Source organism: Moorena sp. SIO4G3 (assembly GCF_010692305.1).
Lineage (GTDB): Bacteria > Cyanobacteriota > Cyanobacteriia > Cyanobacteriales > Coleofasciculaceae > Moorena > Moorena producens_A.
In genome coordinates this window covers 12,772-29,395 of sequence record NZ_JAAHIG010000044.1, presented here as the reverse complement: position 1 = coordinate 29,395, position 16,624 = coordinate 12,772, and the positions used below count along the sequence as shown (strand labels likewise).

12 protein-coding genes and 2 pseudogenes are annotated in these 16,624 nt (G+C 43.5%); 7 read left to right on the top strand and 7 right to left on the bottom strand.

What is annotated here, in order from left to right; genetic code table 11:
• Positions 1-172: 172 nt before the first annotated feature.
• From F6J99_RS11250 to F6J99_RS11235, 4 genes and pseudogenes are all read left to right on the top strand, one after another.
• A pseudogene (locus F6J99_RS11250) lies at positions 173-1,093 on the top strand (transposase); the annotation flags it as partial.
• A gap of 688 nt (positions 1,094-1,781) precedes the next feature.
• Entirely contained in the window at positions 1,782-3,344 is a 1,563-nt protein-coding gene (locus tag F6J99_RS11245) for a reverse transcriptase domain-containing protein (RefSeq protein WP_293112996.1), read from the top strand.
• Between the two features lie 24 nt (positions 3,345-3,368).
• Positions 3,369-3,680 (top strand): annotated as a pseudogene (locus tag F6J99_RS11240) (transposase); the annotation flags it as partial.
• Positions 3,681-3,874: 194 nt separating this feature from the next.
• Entirely contained in the window at positions 3,875-4,570 is a 696-nt protein-coding gene (locus F6J99_RS11235; protein WP_293112995.1) for a response regulator transcription factor, read from the top strand.
• Between the two features lie 68 nt (positions 4,571-4,638).
• Here the strand turns inward: F6J99_RS11235 and F6J99_RS11230 are convergent, their stop codons facing one another.
• Entirely contained in the window at positions 4,639-5,130 is a 492-nt protein-coding gene (locus F6J99_RS11230; RefSeq protein ID WP_070391719.1) for a low molecular weight protein-tyrosine-phosphatase, read from the bottom strand.
• A gap of 181 nt (positions 5,131-5,311) precedes the next feature.
• On the opposite strand from F6J99_RS11230, the gene F6J99_RS11225 reads away from it, so the two are divergent.
• The gene (locus tag F6J99_RS11225; RefSeq protein ID WP_293112994.1) at positions 5,312-6,703 is read left to right on the top strand and encodes an SGNH/GDSL hydrolase family protein; all 1,392 of its coding nucleotides are present in this window, start codon (positions 5,312-5,314) and stop codon (positions 6,701-6,703) included.
• A gap of 112 nt (positions 6,704-6,815) precedes the next feature.
• Here F6J99_RS11225 and F6J99_RS11220 read toward each other — a convergent pair whose 3' ends face one another.
• The gene (locus F6J99_RS11220; RefSeq protein ID WP_008180753.1) at positions 6,816-7,169 is read right to left on the bottom strand and encodes a YbaB/EbfC family nucleoid-associated protein; all 354 of its coding nucleotides are present in this window, start codon (positions 7,167-7,169) and stop codon (positions 6,816-6,818) included.
• A gap of 212 nt (positions 7,170-7,381) precedes the next feature.
• Positions 7,382-7,510, bottom strand: coding sequence for a hypothetical protein (locus F6J99_RS11215; protein WP_293112993.1), 129 nt, complete (start codon positions 7,508-7,510; stop codon positions 7,382-7,384).
• Between the two features lie 661 nt (positions 7,511-8,171).
• On the opposite strand from F6J99_RS11215, the gene F6J99_RS11210 reads away from it, so the two are divergent.
• The gene (locus F6J99_RS11210) at positions 8,172-8,462 is read left to right on the top strand and encodes a hypothetical protein (RefSeq protein WP_149030845.1); all 291 of its coding nucleotides are present in this window, start codon (positions 8,172-8,174) and stop codon (positions 8,460-8,462) included.
• Positions 8,463-8,558: 96 nt separating this feature from the next.
• Here F6J99_RS11210 and murB read toward each other — a convergent pair whose 3' ends face one another.
• Positions 8,559-9,545, bottom strand: coding sequence for a UDP-N-acetylmuramate dehydrogenase (gene murB, locus F6J99_RS11205; protein ID WP_293112992.1), 987 nt, complete (start codon positions 9,543-9,545; stop codon positions 8,559-8,561).
• 206 nt (positions 9,546-9,751) lie between these two features.
• Positions 9,752-11,299, bottom strand: a complete 1,548-nt coding sequence (gene murC, locus F6J99_RS11200; RefSeq protein WP_293112991.1) for a UDP-N-acetylmuramate--L-alanine ligase — start codon at positions 11,297-11,299, stop codon at positions 9,752-9,754.
• A 627-nt stretch (positions 11,300-11,926) separates the two neighbouring features.
• On the opposite strand from murC, the gene F6J99_RS11195 reads away from it, so the two are divergent.
• On the top strand, positions 11,927-12,940 hold the full coding sequence (locus F6J99_RS11195; RefSeq protein ID WP_070396528.1) for a type I glyceraldehyde-3-phosphate dehydrogenase: 1,014 nt from the start codon (positions 11,927-11,929) through the stop codon (positions 12,938-12,940).
• 217 nt (positions 12,941-13,157) lie between these two features.
• Here the strand turns inward: F6J99_RS11195 and F6J99_RS11190 are convergent, their stop codons facing one another.
• Positions 13,158-15,860, bottom strand: a complete 2,703-nt coding sequence (locus F6J99_RS11190) for a ParA family protein (protein ID WP_293112990.1) — start codon at positions 15,858-15,860, stop codon at positions 13,158-13,160.
• A 2-nt stretch (positions 15,861-15,862) separates the two neighbouring features.
• On the bottom strand, positions 15,863-16,300 hold the full coding sequence (locus tag F6J99_RS11185) for a hypothetical protein (RefSeq protein WP_293112989.1): 438 nt from the start codon (positions 16,298-16,300) through the stop codon (positions 15,863-15,865).
• Positions 16,301-16,624: the final 324 nt, after the last annotated feature.

The following is a 16,624-nucleotide window of genomic DNA, read 5'->3' as shown; positions in this document are numbered from 1 at the left end:
GCTTCTAAGTAATTCCGAACAAGTCATTCCTCTCCGGTCAGCTTCCTGTTTGAGTTGCTTTTTCTCAAAACTAGTCAATCTGATCATTAAGTTTTTATCTTTCATTTCGCCTTGACACTTGTAAATACGGTTGCTAACCTAATAATAGGTCGATAAACAAGAGATAGCAACAATGAGATCAGCGTATCAGTACCGGTTAAGACTAACCAAATCACAGGAAATGGAAATAGAAAGATGGCTAGACATGCTTCGCCATCAATATAACTATCTATTGGCTGATAGATTTAACTGGTACGAACAGAATCGCTGTTCCATTAACTCTTGCCCTCTTGTTTGCCACTTACCAAATTTAAGGAACAATCCAGACTATTTTTCCCAAAAGAAAACCCTCCCCCAGTTAAAGAAGGATAGACCTTGGTACAGTGCAGTTCAATCCCAAGTTCTCCAAGACTGTGTCAAGAGAGTAGATCTAGCTTTTAAGCGGTACCTCAAAGGGGATAGTAACGGAAGAAAGAGCGGAAGACCTCGCTTTAAAGGGAAAAACAGATATAAATCTTTTACATTTCCTTCTCTTGGCACAAACCCTATAGATGGCAATAATTTGACTCTTCCGAAATTTGGAAAAGTCAAGCTGATTTACCATAGACCTATTCCAGAAGGTTTTAAAATCAAGACGGCCACTGTAACCCGAAAAGCTGACGGCTATTATGTTACGTTGTCAATACAAGATGATACTGTCCCAGATGTCATCCCAGTAGATAGTGTTAAAAATCCTATTGGAATAGACATGGGTCTCAAGTCTTTTCTGGTCAAGTCAAATGGTTCAGAGGTGCCAATTCCTCAGTATTATCGAAAGGCTCAGAAACGACTGAAGAAAGTTCAAAAAGCTGTCAGCAGATCTAAAAAAGGGAGTAATAATAGGAAAAAAGCTGTCACTAAACTAGGGAAAGCTCACAAGAAGGTTGCTGACACCAGGAAAGATTTTCATTTTAAAACTGCAAAGGGATTACTGGATGAACATGATCTAGTAGCTCATGAGAAGCTCAATATTAAAGGTCTGGCTAAGACCAAATTGGCTAAATCTATATTAGAGTGCGGCTCGTTCTGAGTAGGAGCCTCCAGAAACCGGAGGGGTATGACTCAGGTAACTCGCGGGATAACCCCAAAAGTTATAACTATTCATCAGGATGGCGGTGCAAACCCGACCCCTTGAGGAGACAAGTGACACCCTACCTGGCCACACCGAGCGGGCGACAACCCAGCAGAGTGACGCTGGCATCAGGGCGGAATCAGAGGTAAATCAGATGTGCCACACTGCCGCTAAAGGGAAGATGATACGGGTAACAGTAGCAAAAGTCCTGAAAAAGTGTCTAATAGATAAGCCGCAATCTGACTAGTATATGCGAGACTTGATTCCCGATTATTCTCACAACGTTTTTCTAATGACAGTTGTAACCTCCGAGAAGGGAATAGGCAAAATGGGAACGAAGTTACCGCAAGAATAGTGGAGCCTTTATAGTTAGTCGGCTATGGGTAAAAGGGTTAAAAATTTTGGTGTAAGGCTCCACTATTCTAAGGTTTCATCTCCGGACTGCCCTAAATCATCATAACAATCCGATGAATGGAACGAGAAAAAACGGCAGCAATTTATGAGTCCAGGGATAGGTCGTACCCCAGGTAAGTTATGTCAAACTTAATCCTCACTGCCGGGTAGGATGCAGCCGAATAACTGGCTGCGGGTATTCAGAGTATACAAGTTCTAGAAGAGCATAGTTAGACACATGGGAAGCCATAGTGAACTTTGGAAAGGTCAAAGCTGGAAACAGCACAAAAAGAATCTTTTCCGCCTACAAAAACGAGTGTACAAAGCGGTTCGAGCAGGTGACGTGAAGAAAGCTAGGTCACTACAAAAACTGATACTGAAATCCCGCTCAGCACAGCTCTTGGCAGTCCAACAGGTGACACAGCTTAATATTGGAAAAAAAACGGCTGGAGTTGATGGAAAGTCAAGCCTCAACTACAGAGAGCGAATGGAATTGGTAGAAACATTGAACGACCGTGTCTTTGACTGGAAACACAGCCGACTACGTGAAGTACCAATCCCTAAAAAGAGTGGGAAAATCCGGATGTTGAAGATACCAACCATCGCAGACCGAGCATGGCAATGTCTAGTGAAACTAGCCCTCGAACCAGCCCACGAGGCTACATTCAGTGGTGATAGTTACGGATTCAGAACCGGCAGATGCGCTCAAGATGTCCAAAAACGTCTATTTCTACATTTGAAATCAGACAGAAATGGCATTAACAAGCGTATTATAGAACTGGACATCAAAAAGTGCTTTGACCGAATCAGCCACACCTCCATAATGGAAAGACTAATAGCACCAGCGAAAGTCAAAAACGGAATATTCAGATGCTTAAAAGCAGGAGTATCCGTTGAATTTCCAGACCAGGGTACCCCTCAGGGCGGTGTGGTAAGTCCCCTATTAGCAAATGTGGCACTAAACGGAATAGAAGACATACACCCAAGTTTGAGATACGCAGACGATATGGTGTTCATCTTAAAGCCAAAAGATAACGCTGAAAAAATCCTCAATAAAGTCAAACAATTTTTGGCAAAAAGAGGAATGGAAATCAGTGAAGAAAAGACCAAGCTAACCAAAACGACAGACGGATTTGACTTCCTGGGGTGGAAGTTCCGCGTCAGAAAAGACGGTAAATTCTCGTGTATTCCCTCAGAGGAAAACCACCGGAACATACGTAAGAAGATTAAATCCGTAGTCAACTGCTCGAATTATGGTGCTGAAGTAAAAGCTAAGAAATTAGCCCCAATCGTTCGCGGATGGCGCAACTACCATAGCAGCTGCGATATGAGCAGCTCTAGGGATTCCCTATGGTTCATGAATCACACTGCCCACCGAAAGTTCCGAAAGGAAAAGAAAGTAAGTCGGTACAGAGCAAATGAACTATGCAAACAGGCCTTCCCAAAAGTAGGATACAAACAAAACCAACACGTGAACGTTAAGGGGACTAAGTCACCCTATGACGGCGACTTAGTCTACTGGAGTCAAAGGAATAACCGCCTTTACTCCGATGCTACATCTGATGCATTGAAAAAGCAAAACCATTCCTGTGGACACTGTGGATTGAAGTTCTTGGAAGGCGAATCTGTACACCTTCATCATATAGATGAAAACCACGACAATTGGTCAAAAAAGAACTTACTAGCAGTTCATCAGAGCTGCCATCAACAGATACACTGGAGCAAGCCAAAAGGCCGGTCACAGACCGAGTTTACCCAGGAGCCGTGTGAGGCGAAAGTTTCATGCACGGTTCTGAAGTAGAGGTGCTCCCCGTAATAGGGGACATCGACTATAACTGCTGGGTGGGGTCAATTCCTCTCAATCTTGTCAGTCAAAGCCTTAAATGCTGGACTGGCAACGAAAGCAGTGAATCCCCGAAACACTAGCCAAAACTGTTCTAACTGCGGCAAAAAAGTGCCGAAAAAACTAAAAGATCGCACTCACTCTTGTCCTCATTGTGGCTATGTAGCTGATAGAGATGTAAACGCAGCGATCAATATATTAAATTTGGCGGTGGGGCATCCTGCCAGTAGTAAAGCTTACCGAGTATCCGAACCAATAGGTGGAGTTGGTAAGAAGCCCACACTGAACCTGTAAAGGTCAGTGTGGGAGTATGTCACATATGCAGGTGGCGGTTAGCTCTTATTTTGTCTTCCCTGCTATTTCTATTATACCGTCTTAAGGGCTGTTTATCAAAGCTTCTGTCCGCGATTCATCTCACACTCATGGCGTAGCATTGAGATGTGAGGCTTCTCGCGGATCTAGCTAAATGTCAGTACTATAGTTATCCCATGCCATTGATTATTCTGGTTGCAGATGACGACCTGGGCACTCGTCTGTCTGTAAGCGATTATCTGGAAATGTCAGGTTATTCAGTTATTACTGCTGAAAATGGTCAGCAAGCGCTGTCTATGATTGAGACTTATCACCCTCACCTTCTGGTTACAGATATTAATATGCCGCGAATAGATGGCTATGAACTGGTGAGAAAAGTGCGTCAGAAGCCCCCATTGCGGTTGTTACCTGTTGTATTTTTAACCGAACTCAATAGCACCAATCAACGCATCAAGGGTTATCAGTCGGGGTGTGATGTCTACCTACCTAAGCCCTTTGAGATGCAAGAATTGGGTGCAGTCATTCAAAGTTTACTAGTGCGATCGCAAATGATTCATACGGAGTTACGATTCTCATCACCACAGACTACAAAAGAGCCGGTTGAGCAACCGGGATCGAGATCAATCAACTCCGTAGAGATTAATCATCAATTAGGGAATAATACCCAAGCTCATGGTCTACAGCTGACCAAGCGAGAACAGCAAGTCTTGAATTTACTGGCTACTGGTTTATCCAATGTCGAAATTGGTAACCAACTACACCTGAGTCCGAGGACAATCGAGAAGTACGTTAGTCGTCTGTTCAGAAAAACTGATACGAGTAACCGAGCCGAACTCTTACGATTTGCCTTAGAACACCATTTAATCAAATGAATTCATCCAGTTAACCACCAATGGCACAAATGCTAAGTTCACCATTGGCAATTAGTAGTTGGCAGTTTTTAGTTTTGCCTAGTCTTGGTGTAATTTTCAACAACGTGTTCCAGCAGACCTTCGCAAGCGTCTAGCAGTAAATCAATCACCTTATTAAAACCCTCTGGTCCACCGTAGTATGGATCGGGGACTGAGCGCTCGGTGTGATGACGGGCAAAATCACACATTAGCCTTACTTTATCTTTATACTTCCCAACTGGATCAACTGAGATAATATCTTCGTAGTTTTGCTGATCCATAGCCAAAATCAGGTCAAATTCTTCCAAGTCAGACCGATTAAACTGCCGTGCTTGCCCCTGCAGTACAATCCCCCGACGTTTGGCAGCTGCTGTCATACGCCGATCTGGGGCAGAACCGATATGATAACTCGAAGTACCAGCGGAATCGCAGACAATTTGGTCAGAAAGATTTGCTTGTGCTATCAAGTGATTCATGATGTTCTCGGCTGAGGGAGAACGGCAGATATTACCAAGGCAGACAAAGAGTAACTTGCAGGGCATGGGTATATTATTTGGTCAACTACGAGCTGGGCCGTGTTAAGTTTAGCAACGAAATGGCTCTATGGGATAGTTGAACCCATGTGGTCCGATGTCGCTTCATGGTTCAATGTCTAGCAACGCAGTGATTTAAAGACACCAAAGACACCAAGTTGTAAAGGGATACCTCCTAACAAGAACGGTTATGCAAGGAAGAGATGTAATATTTAAGTCGCGCCGTAGCCTTTACCGCAAGCGCCGCCGACGGTTTAACCTACTGACAATTCTCGCAGGGATAGTTCTAAGTTTGATGATTGTGGAATTGTTGGCTCGTTTATTAGTGGCTGCGGTCGGCAAAATTAATGATATAGCTACCTACAAGGGGGCACCCAGAGATTTCACTGTTTACCGTCCCAAGTTCGTTGACCAGACACAGCAGCTTTATGATGGATTACCAGACCTTGGTGATCTAGCTGTCCAACGGGATCTAGCTGTAGGTTATAGTTTATTGGGGAAGCAACAAAGTGATTTCTGGCGCATTAATGAGCAGGGTTTCCGGGACGACGACCCCGTTCCCTTGGTCAAACCCAAAAATGAAATTCGGATTTTTTTGTTAGGTGGCTCGACAGCCTTCGGTCAAGGGAATGCCAATAATCAAGTTACCATAGCCAGCTACTTAGAAGCTCGTCTCAATGAACGAATCACACAGCAAAGGCGTTCCCCACAGAAATACCGACCGATGACCTTACCCCCTTCTGAACCGGAATTAAAGCAAGCACTTGCTCTGCCGCCAAAGATTCGAAATGGTAAGTATCGTGTCATCAACGCCGCCGTACCAGGGTATACCTCTGGCAATACACTAGCTCAGTTAGCTCTCAAGATTTTACCTTACAGTCCAGATGCAGTAATAGTGTTGGGTGGATACACAGACTTGATGACCCCCAGTGACCAAAATTTAACGGATATTCCTAACACAGAAGCCTTCTTGCAAAATGCGACTGGGCATTTTTGGACTCATCTCACCCAGCAGTTGAAGCATTTAGTTACAAAAACTTATCTCGCTAAAGCAATCACATACTGGGTCTTTGATCCTCAGCCGTCAGTGAGTCAGCGGTCTCTAGTGGTGAGGGGGGACGTTATGCCACTGAAGAAGTATCTTCCTCAGAAATCCGATGAACTGGAACGTCGATTGACGCGCTATCGCAATAACCTCAGACATATGCTGCGTTTAACAGCAGGACAGCGAATTCCTTTACTAGTTGCTGTCCAACCAGAAATCACTGGTCGTGGCAAGAACAAGATCAAACCAGCAGAGAAGGAAATTTTGCAGCAGTTAGGAAAGGTTTACCAGGAACAAGTGCAAGCCAATTATCCCAAATTGGTAATAGCGGGTCAGCAACTGGAGAAAGGCTTTCCCAAAAATATCAAGGTTTTAAACTTGTACACAATTTATCAAAACTTTCCCGAACTCGCCTTTCATGATGCCATTAACTTGACAGAAGCAGCCAATATACAGGTGGCTAAGAGCTTATATTATGGACTTACTTCACTGCCAAAGCTACAGGTAGCTTCGTTTTACTCAAATATTGATCAATAGTCACGTATTAATGGGATATTCGGCATGAGGTTTGGAACCATTGAGAATGATTAATGTCCTCATGCCCTTAGTTTTTTCCTAGGGAATCCCGATCGGGAATTGACCGAAGAGGTTATAAACCTGGCAAATTTAACCCACTGGTAAGTTCTTCCATGCGCTCCCGCATAGTGGCTGTGGAGGTCTCATAGGCATTTTTCATGGCTGCTAACACCAGTTCAGATAAAGCCTCAGCTCCTTGATTGATAGCATCCTCAGAAATCTCTACACGTAGGGGTTCCTGATTGCCACTGAGAAACACCTTCACCTTACCGTCTTCCCCTGATGTTCCCTCAATTTCCATTTGCTCCAACTGATCCTGGAGCTCTTTGGCACCCTTTTGAACTTCTTGAGCTTTTTTGAACGCTTCGGCTAGTTCTTTCATCTTGCCGAGACCGAGACCAAATCCTTTTCCTTTGTCTTGTGTCATAAAAAATCCCAGTTAAGTTTAGAAACCCCCTGTCTAATGACCGGGGAGGAAAAACAAACGTCAAGCGCGGTTTTAACCGCTGCCCAGGTTGGCACTAAGCCCAGTCTGTGGGCAAGGGGCGCGCTGACATTATAAATCTTGTGGTGATTAACCTTTATCTATGTAAGCTATCAGCTATCAGCTATCAGCTATCAGCTATCAGCTATCAGCTATCAGCGGTCAGCTATCAGCCTATGGGATACGTCCCAGCGTCGTTCCCACAGCGTGGCCAAACGCGCCCCGCGTGGCCAAACGCGCCCCGCGTGGCCAAAGGCCAAGGCCAAGGCCAAAGCCTGTGCCACGCTACTTGAGGTGCTATCAGCTCAAGGCTGACGGCTGACTGCTGACTGCTGAACGCGCACGCGTGCGCGTAGCGCATATGCTTACTTATCTATTCTGTATCTATCGTTTATCTATTGTGATGCTATTTGACTTTTCCGATACTTTTTAGCTACCAGAATCTACCAAGGCAGATCCTAGCCCGCCAATGCAAGCTGATTTGTCAGCCAGGGGGTATCTCCCAAAGCTCTGACGGAATATCCCGCGAGCGCCATAAAAATGTAAATGTCAAAAAAGTTTGTTCCACCGGGATAGAGAGCGCAACTATCTTACCTTGGTTTTAGGCTTTAATTTAAGTTACATAATAATCCCTGTCGGTGTTACCCTAATTTAAGTCTAACAAATAATAAGAGTTTTTGGTAGACTCTGCGACATTTTATTGTGCTGTTTACTAACCCTATTCCAGTTGTCCTAGCGGTTTTTCAGCCTGTACTCTATAGCTAATTCTAGATGAATTGCGGTAAAGATTCCAGAACTCTAGAAATATTTTTTTCACAGTGGCTTTAGCCACTATCTCGCTTTCATCCCTTGAATTGCCCTAAGGAGAGTCGAGCCTTATTTCAAGTGACTTAAAACTATTACTCATAACCTGCCGACGCTCATTGGCTCCACAATCCGGCGGTTGTGTCAAAGCTCGCCCATAGACGGGATTTTCAGCTTCGTCGATTTTTTATCGAAGAAGGGAGTTTGACGGAAAAAGAATACCCCATCCTTCTTAAGGTGGGGATGAATTTTTCCCTCAATGGCGTTAATATAGAAAAAACTGGGTATCGATCTTACCCGGCTACCCTGGCCATAGGCCACGCTACGCGAACGGAACGAGGGAAAGTCACGCCCATGGAGTTAACAGCCGTTAGGTTGTGCCTGGGAATCCCCATCCTCTTAGGTTGGGGAAGTTCAACAACTAAAAATTGATCACCAAGCTGATCAGCTTTGAACTGATTCCCCAACAGGATCGGTTTTGGGATATCCACTGGAACGATAGGAGGGGATAAATCCCCTCGCTGGTTTTTATCCCTGCTCTAAAGACATAGGGCTTTCAACTGCTAGTTTTTTGGTAAAATCACCTAAAATCCTCACTTCTGGCTCTAAACACAGTGACCAGTGCTTTTCTACTTGCTCCTGTATATGGTGGATCATGCGGAAGATATCACTAGCCTTAGCATCACCACAGTTAAGTATAAAGTTGGCATGGCGTTCAGCGATTCTAGCACCACCAATTTGGTAGCCTTTTAGACCAATTTGTTCAATTAGCCAGCCAGCAGCATAGGGGTCAGGATTGCGGAACACACTGCCACAGCTAGGTAGGTGGTATGGTTGGGTAGTGTGTCGTCTTGCCAAATGATCCGATGTCAATGAGCGCACCTGTTTTGGGTCAGCACCCGGTTTTAACTGAAATGTTGCCTGGCTGACTATGCGATCGCTACCTTGAAGGATTGAGGTGCGATAGCTAAAGCCTAGGTCTTGGCATCTGAGTTGGGCTATTGAGCCATCAGGGGATAGAACATCTGTATGAAATAGAATATCAGCTGTGGAATTTTTGTGGGCACCAGCATTCATCACCACAGCACCACCAACGGTTCCAGGTATGCCCACAGCCCACTCTAGCCCTTCCCAGCCTCGTTTGGCAGCCTGCCATGCCAGTTTGGCAATCGGTACACCAGCACTAGCGGTAATTCTCCCTGTATCTGCATCAAAGTGAGTATGGCGCAGATAGCGAGTACAAATTACCAAACCCGGCAAACCGATATCGCTGACTAGAAGGTTGGAACCAGCCCCTAACAGGGTTAGGGGTAATTTTTGGGAGTGAGCCCACTGGAAACTAGCTTGTAGGTCTTCTAGGCTCCGAGGGGCGACGTACCAATGAGCTGGACCTCCCACACGAAATGAGGTGAGTTTGGCTAAGGATACCTGGGACTGAAGTGGACAATTGGTTCCTGGAATATACAACTTTAACTGGGAAGGAGTTTTTTTCTGGGTTAGCACGCTAGTTATCATCAGGAAAATCAGGGTAGAGATTAGGAGCTACAGGCAATGAAAATAATGCCGATCGGTTTTTGGCAGTCACATTGGCTGAAGTTGCTAGGGGGTAGAGTACCCAGAGGAGTTCGTGGAAAGTTGATTCACGAGTATAGTAGACCCTTGAGATCATACTGACCTTCTGAGGTAGGTCTATAGTTAAGATTCCCTAGCTTGATTCACAATTATTGATGCTTTTGGGCTAAATTTTGGTTAACTAAGCCATTGTCAGGCTGTTGGTAAAACCCCATGACCTTAGGAATAATCTGATTCAGATTACCGGCTCCCAAGAATAGGGCTAAGTCCCCAGGACGAAGAATTTGGTTGAGAAACTCTACCACTGATTCGAGAGTTGGTTTGTAATGCACATCCTTATGGTTAGATGCGATCGCCTGATAAAGGTTTTCCCCGCTAATTTCTCCTAAATCTGGTTCTCCAGCACTGTAGATATCACTGATAACAACTAAGTCAGCGTTACTAAAGGAAACACTAAACTCGGGAAGAAACCTCAGGGTACGACTATATCGGTGAGGTTGGAAAATTGCAATTATTCGCTGGTCAGCTTTGACCTGGATTCTTGCGGCAGCTAGGGTTGCCTTAATTTCACTGGGGTGGTGAGCATAGTCATCCACAAAACTAATATCATTGCACTTGCCCCGCAGCTCAAATCGGCGTTTGGCTCCCTCAAAGCTAGCGATACCCAAGGCAATTGCCTCAAACTCCAATCCCAAATTTCGTCCTACTGCTACTGCGGCTAACGCATTGCTGAGATTATGTTTACCCAGCAATTTCAGCTCCAACCGACCTAAAACCTGATTGCCTTCCCAAACTCTGGCGGTAGTGCCATTAGCTTCATAAGTTACATCATCAACGCTATAGTCGGCTCCCATATCTCGCCGTAGACTATAGCTGATATTCGGTTTTAGTTGCGTACGCACTGTCTCACAATCAATACATCCGACTAACTTCTTACAGCGCTTCGCGAAAGCCTGGAATATTTCAACAACCTCCTCTAACTTCTGGTAATGGTCTGGATGATCCAGCTCAATATTGGTTACTATACCTATCTCGGCGGAGAGCTTAACCAATGAACCATCGGATTCATCAGCCTCAGCAACCAGTAATGAGCCATTTCCTAGCCTGGCATTACCACCGATAGCATCCACCTCACCACCGATAATCAGGGTGGGGTCACAACCGGCTTGCCACAGTAGATACCCGAGCAAACTGCTAGTTGTAGTTTTCCCATGAGTTCCAGCGACTGCTATACTGTAATAGTCTTCAATCAACGCGGCTAGTAAATCTGAGCGATGGAAAATCGGGCAACCTAGCTTTAAAGCTGCCTGATACTCAGAGTTTAATGGGTTAATTGCTGTGGAACAGATAACTTGAGGCAAGCCTAAACAGGGTTCAGCTAAAGATATAGTCGGACTTGATTGTGAGATTTCTGTGATCGCTTTTGGGTTCAAAGTCGTGCTAACCCTTTTAGCTGCTAAGTCTTCACAAGCTGGTGCGTTCCTTGATTGGAAAAATTCTAAGTTGGCAGCACACTGCTGTTTGAAGATATGAGCACCTACTGCTTGCAAACGTTGCGTGATATGGGTTGTCCGAGTATCCGAGCCAGATACTCGGAATTGGCGTTTGGCTAGGATGTAGGCAAGAGCTGACATCCCAATTCCCCCAATACCAATGAAATGAAATGGTTTATTACTGAAATCAACAGTCTTTGGCATTTTAACTCCTTACACACCACACCGCACACGCCTAATTTGCCAATAACACGCGCTATCATATCAGGAAAAAACAATTCCAGGAATAATTTTTGGTAAATAAGTACATATGTACTGTAAATTAAGAGAATAATACCTGAAGTTTGATAACGTAACTGTTACATAACTGATTTTTGAGTACCTCGATTGTCGTATATATTACACGTCAACAAGAGTTCTCAATCCGGAAAAACGTCCTAAGACCCATAAACACCCATAAAATAGCACTAGAGCAGAGCTAGTGGTGATTTTTTGAGCTGATCTCCATCACTCCTAACCATGGGGGTTTAGGACTTACATACCAAACTAATCGGTTGAGACTGGTTAGGGGAGAGGGGCTTTGGGAGCGACTGCATGAAGACATGGCGTGAGTAAAATCAGGTTGCCGAGGCAATATCAGATCTGTGCCATGCCCAAAGGAGACTGTGCTCCCAAAACCTCCAGCTTTGGAGATAAGTATACCCATCTAGTTTCAAAACGAGTACATCAAACCAGATTAGTTCAGTAAAAGTTTCAAATTGTTTCAGCCTTTGCGATATTATTGGGATCATTAAGAAAATATTTACTTTGAATTACAGAGGGCAAGAAGCAGTGATTAGAGTAGCGATCAATGGTTTTGGACGCATCGGACGCAACTTTATGAGATGCTGGCTGACTCGGGAGAATAGCCAGTTAGAGATAGTGGGAATCAATGATACCTCTGATCCCAAGACAAATGCCCATCTGCTCAAATACGACTCCATGCTGGGCAAACTTGATGCAGATATCAGTTGTGATGAAAATTCCATAACAGCTAATGGAAAAACTGTCAAGTGTGTATCCGACCGGAACCCCTTGAACTTGCCCTGGGACTCTTGGGGTGTTGACCTAGTTATCGAAGCGACTGGTGTTTTCCGAGATCAGGATGGGGCTGGCAAGCATATAGCTGCTGGTGCTAAGAAAGTGCTCATCACTGCTCCTGGCAAAGGAGACGTTCCCACCTACGTCATGGGTGTTAATCACGAAGACTACATGGACGAAGGAAATAATGTGATTAGCAATGCTAGCTGTACTACCAACTGTCTAGCTCCCTTTGCCAAAGTACTGCATCAACAGTTTGGCATTATCAAAGGAACAATGACCACAACCCACAGCTACACTGGTGACCAGCGGCTTCTTGATGCCAGCCACCGGGATGTACGTCGGGCTCGGGCAGCAGCGCTCAACATTGTCCCTACCTCTACTGGTGCGGCTAAAGCAGTAGCTCTAGTGATTCCCGAACTGAAAGGGAAACTCAATGGTATTGCTCTGCGGGTACCAACTCCCAATGTATCTATCGTTGACTTGGTAGTTCAAGTGGAGAAAAGTACCATTGCTGAGCAGGTCAATCAAGTGCTCAAAGAAGCAGCTGAAGGTCCACTCAAGGGAATTTTGGCTTACGGCGATGAACCTCTTGTTTCCTGTGATTACAGGGGTCATGATGCTTCCTCAATTGTGGATTCTAGCTTAACTATGGTCATGGGTGGCGATATGGTTAAGGTTGTTGCCTGGTATGACAATGAGTGGGGATACTCTCAGCGGGTTGTAGATTTGGCTGAGTTAGTTGCCCAAAAATGGTCGAATTAGTTGTTAGAGCCTAGTTCGTAAAGCAAGAGTCTGGGGAAGAGTGTTGATTCGTTAGGGTTCATTGTTTATTGAACCAATACGTTTAACCTATTCCCCTCTCTCGCTCTAAGTTATTGAATCTAAGTTATTGAATTTTGAAACAGCCCTGCCCCCTTAACCGTTTCAATCACCTTCTTTGAAGGAGGGGAGAGGTCAATAATCCCTTAATAATGATCATCTAGAGTCTTTGTCTAGCTCGACGATATAAAGCCATAATTTTTGGTTTGCCAGCATTTTGGGAAAACCCTAATCCTAAACGAAATATTTCTGAAATGTAATAGTCATCCCCGTCAGCAATAATGACCCCATTTTGCTTAAGGAGGCTAATTTCTTCTGGAAATAAGCTAATACTTTCTAGTTGAAAAGGGCTTTTTTTCTGTACTTTAGGTAATTCACGTAATTTCTTAAATACCGTTCTTAACGGTTCATTTTCGCTCTCTATTTCTTCAATTTTTTCTTTGCTACAATCAGCCAAAGAATCTCGAATTGCTTTGGGAACTAGAACTCGGTCTTGCCAATAATCATCATCAATGGAGTTTTCTGCCGCAATTTTAAGAAAACGCACTACATCCCTAGACTGAATTTGTCCATTGTAGTCAGATAATGCGGCAATGACAAAGGGAGCAGAACGTGCTTGTCTAGAGCGATCGCTTCCTAGCTTTTTGCCCCACAAAGGTGTTAATGCTTCCGTCAGTTCTGCTTCATTCATATCTTGAATTCCTGCTGGCTTTAACTTTAACGAAATCTTAGCTTTATCGGCAACCCAAGCAACTAATCTCAATACAGTTTCTCGATTCCACCTTAACCTATAAGGCTTATAGCGAGACATCATTTGACCGGAATTTTGACGGACAGAAGCGGTTAAAATATCTTGTCTGACAAAAATAATAATTCCTAAACAACGAAAGGGTTGTTGTTCTAGCCATTGAGGAACCTCTTGCAATAACGCTCGTAAAGCAGTTTGTTGAGCTTTGTCTTGATCAAATTGTTGAAATAAGTCTTCTAAGCCATCAATTACAGCTACTATCTTTTGTTTTTTCTCTGCTATATACTTAGGTAAATCGCGACCTTTACCTGTCATACCTAGACTCTTGGCAATGACATCCAACCAGCGATCGCGCCATTCACCTTCATGTAAATTCTGTTGACATCCTTCACGAATATAGTCCTTAATCTCACTGTCATCGACGGGAGGCGTCAACCCTATCTGTTCAGCACAATATTTCCGGGCCTCATCTACTATTTCTTTTGTTTTACCTTTGAGATTATTTGAAGCAATAATCGGTGCGATCAATGCTGTGCTAGATACTGTGTTATCTACATTATTGTTATCTACATTATTGTTATCTACATTATTGTTATCTACATTATTTTTTACGACATATTTTATAAATTTTTGCCATTCTTTTCTGTGTATGATTTGCATAAACGTATAAGTTTTACCCGAACCCTTTGCTCCAATAACGACAGTGATTGGAATCTGGTTTCGATAATCATTAGCTAAATTTTCTAAAGACTCAGTAACCAGAAACTCAGCAGTCTCAGCACCCTCTGCATAAATCATTTTATCTGCTATATTTCTCAAGCTTTCTCTTTGAGGCTGTGAACTTATAGGTTCATCTGCTTGATTGGATTTATTTAAATTATCAGGCAGCCATTCCAATAAAGGATGTAGTAAATCAATTAATTGAGAACTTCCCAAGTGCTGCCAAACCTCTTGCCAAGAATTAGATAAAATCTGTAACCTTTCAGTAAATGGGGTGGTAATTCTAATTGGTTCACTATCTTCCCCTAGCAAGGTTTGAATGGCTTCTAAAAGTTTTTGTTCTGATTCGATAGCTAAATTTTTATCTATTTCATTTTTAGGAACTTTAGTCAAAATCAAAGCAGGGGAAGGGTCTTGCTCTCGCGTTGAGGGTGCTAGTTTAGCAATTAATTCTAAAAGCTTCGCAGTTCCGCTGATTGATTGTCCGCTTAAAGTAGAGACAAAGATCCGATAGACTCGCGGATCTAAGATTAATCCTGCTGCTAATTCCGAGAGTCCTGCTCGCAAATCCACTAAAACAACATTGACTCCTAAGGCTTTTCCCAAACGAGCTAAACTATCCGTTAATATAAAAGGATTTTTATGGCCTTTAATTAGATGTTCTGGTTTAATGGCTAAACCAGTTAATCTGCTATTAACACGAAAGGAAGGTAAGATATAGATTCCGTCTACTAAAGCATTCTGAAGTTTTTGGGTTGCTAACTCAATGGTTTGCTCTGGGTCTGGAGAAGGGTCTCCATGAATTAAGGCAATAAAATCGGCAAAACAAATAGGAGGAGAAGGCAACCTAGATTCTAATAACCAACTAATTCCAGGAGCCTCTAAATCTCCATCAATTAAAAGAACTTGTTGCTTGGCGTTGATTAAAGCTTGTGCTAGGGCAAGAGCATGAATTGTGCGACCGACACCACCTTTAAAAGAATGAAAAGTAACCACCGGAGGTAAATCATCTGGGAAAATATCCGGTGGTTGAAGCTTCTCAGTTCGTTGCCAAATAACAGTAGGTCTAGCTAGATTGGGGATAAGTTTAGGAGTTGGGGGTTCTTCCTCTGTTTCTTCTAAAATAATCGGTAAGGTGCGCTGATTGCCCTCAGAACTTTCGAGGATAATACAATCATTACCCTGTTGGCCATTGTCTTGAAATCGAGGATCGTAGACTTCCTGGAGCCATGTTTTGACTGAGCTTTGAGTACCAGGACGAATACCGAGAACTAATTCATCCCAATACCCTCTAGCCCAAACTAAGTCTTCTGGCCATTGCTCTTGCTCTTGCGATCGCAACAAAACTTCTTCTACATCTACCCAGGTGTATAATCGAATATCTGATGGAATCATCGTTATATATTCTCTTTAATCCAATTACAAAGCTGATGGAGCCAATTGACTAAGTATTCTTCATCTTCTTTCTCTATGCGAAGGCCATATCGCCAAGCTTGATGAGCTTTTTCTAGATCTAGACTAGAACCACCACTGGCGAGATGGAACGAAGGAGTTGATTTATTTTTAGTTTGGGTTTTCGCGGTAAATCGACTAGCAGGAATTCCCAGCTCTTTACGCCATCTATCTAAATTATGACCATCTTTTATTAAAAGTGTCCGATCTTGAATCTTGTCTGTGCTTCGTAAGTTGTTTCTTCTCAACCAAATACTCTTGAGTCCACATTCAGCGGCATAAAACAGCAAAAGATAGGAAGAAGGACCAGTAACAGAGGTATGAGCTGCAAGATGCTGATGAAAAGCTTGTTTTAATTCACTTACACCAGCAGGTATCATCATCGAGTTTTATCTAATACCTTACTGTAGAACGGAAACTGTGATAGTTTAACTCGTCTAGTAAGTTCGATACAAGGGAATTTATTGGTTGTGAGAGAATCCTTGGTCGGGTTGAGGGCAATAAGCTCTCTCTAGCTTAGGGAGCAGGTCTTGCGTTGCAGAACAGATGAACTATAAACTATATACTATCCGAAGAACTAATCGAACACTGGACAATTCTTCCTACTGAATTAAACTTATTAACCAAGAAAACAGCTATTAATCGTCTGGGAATAGCGGTATTACTCAAGTATTTTCGGCGTTGCTGAATTAAGGAATGAATTCGCG

What these genes read in the sequence shown, in the direction of transcription:
- F6J99_RS11245 (WP_293112996.1), top strand. Translation starts at nt 1,782, where the DNA reads ATGGGAAGCCATAGTGAACTTTGGAAAGGTCAAAGCTGGAAACAGCAC.
- F6J99_RS11235 (WP_293112995.1), top strand. Translation starts at nt 3,875, where the DNA reads ATGCCATTGATTATTCTGGTTGCAGATGACGACCTGGGCACTCGTCTG.
- F6J99_RS11230 (WP_070391719.1), bottom strand. Translation starts at nt 5,130, where the DNA reads ATGCCCTGCAAGTTACTCTTTGTCTGCCTTGGTAATATCTGCCGTTCT.
- F6J99_RS11225 (WP_293112994.1), top strand. Translation starts at nt 5,312, where the DNA reads ATGCAAGGAAGAGATGTAATATTTAAGTCGCGCCGTAGCCTTTACCGC.
- F6J99_RS11220 (WP_008180753.1), bottom strand. Translation starts at nt 7,169, where the DNA reads ATGACACAAGACAAAGGAAAAGGATTTGGTCTCGGTCTCGGCAAGATG.
- murB (WP_293112992.1), bottom strand. Translation starts at nt 9,545, where the DNA reads ATGATAACTAGCGTGCTAACCCAGAAAAAAACTCCTTCCCAGTTAAAG.
- murC (WP_293112991.1), bottom strand. Translation starts at nt 11,299, where the DNA reads ATGCCAAAGACTGTTGATTTCAGTAATAAACCATTTCATTTCATTGGT.
- F6J99_RS11190 (WP_293112990.1), bottom strand. Translation starts at nt 15,860, where the DNA reads ATGATTCCATCAGATATTCGATTATACACCTGGGTAGATGTAGAAGAA.
- F6J99_RS11185 (WP_293112989.1), bottom strand. Translation starts at nt 16,300, where the DNA reads ATGATGATACCTGCTGGTGTAAGTGAATTAAAACAAGCTTTTCATCAG.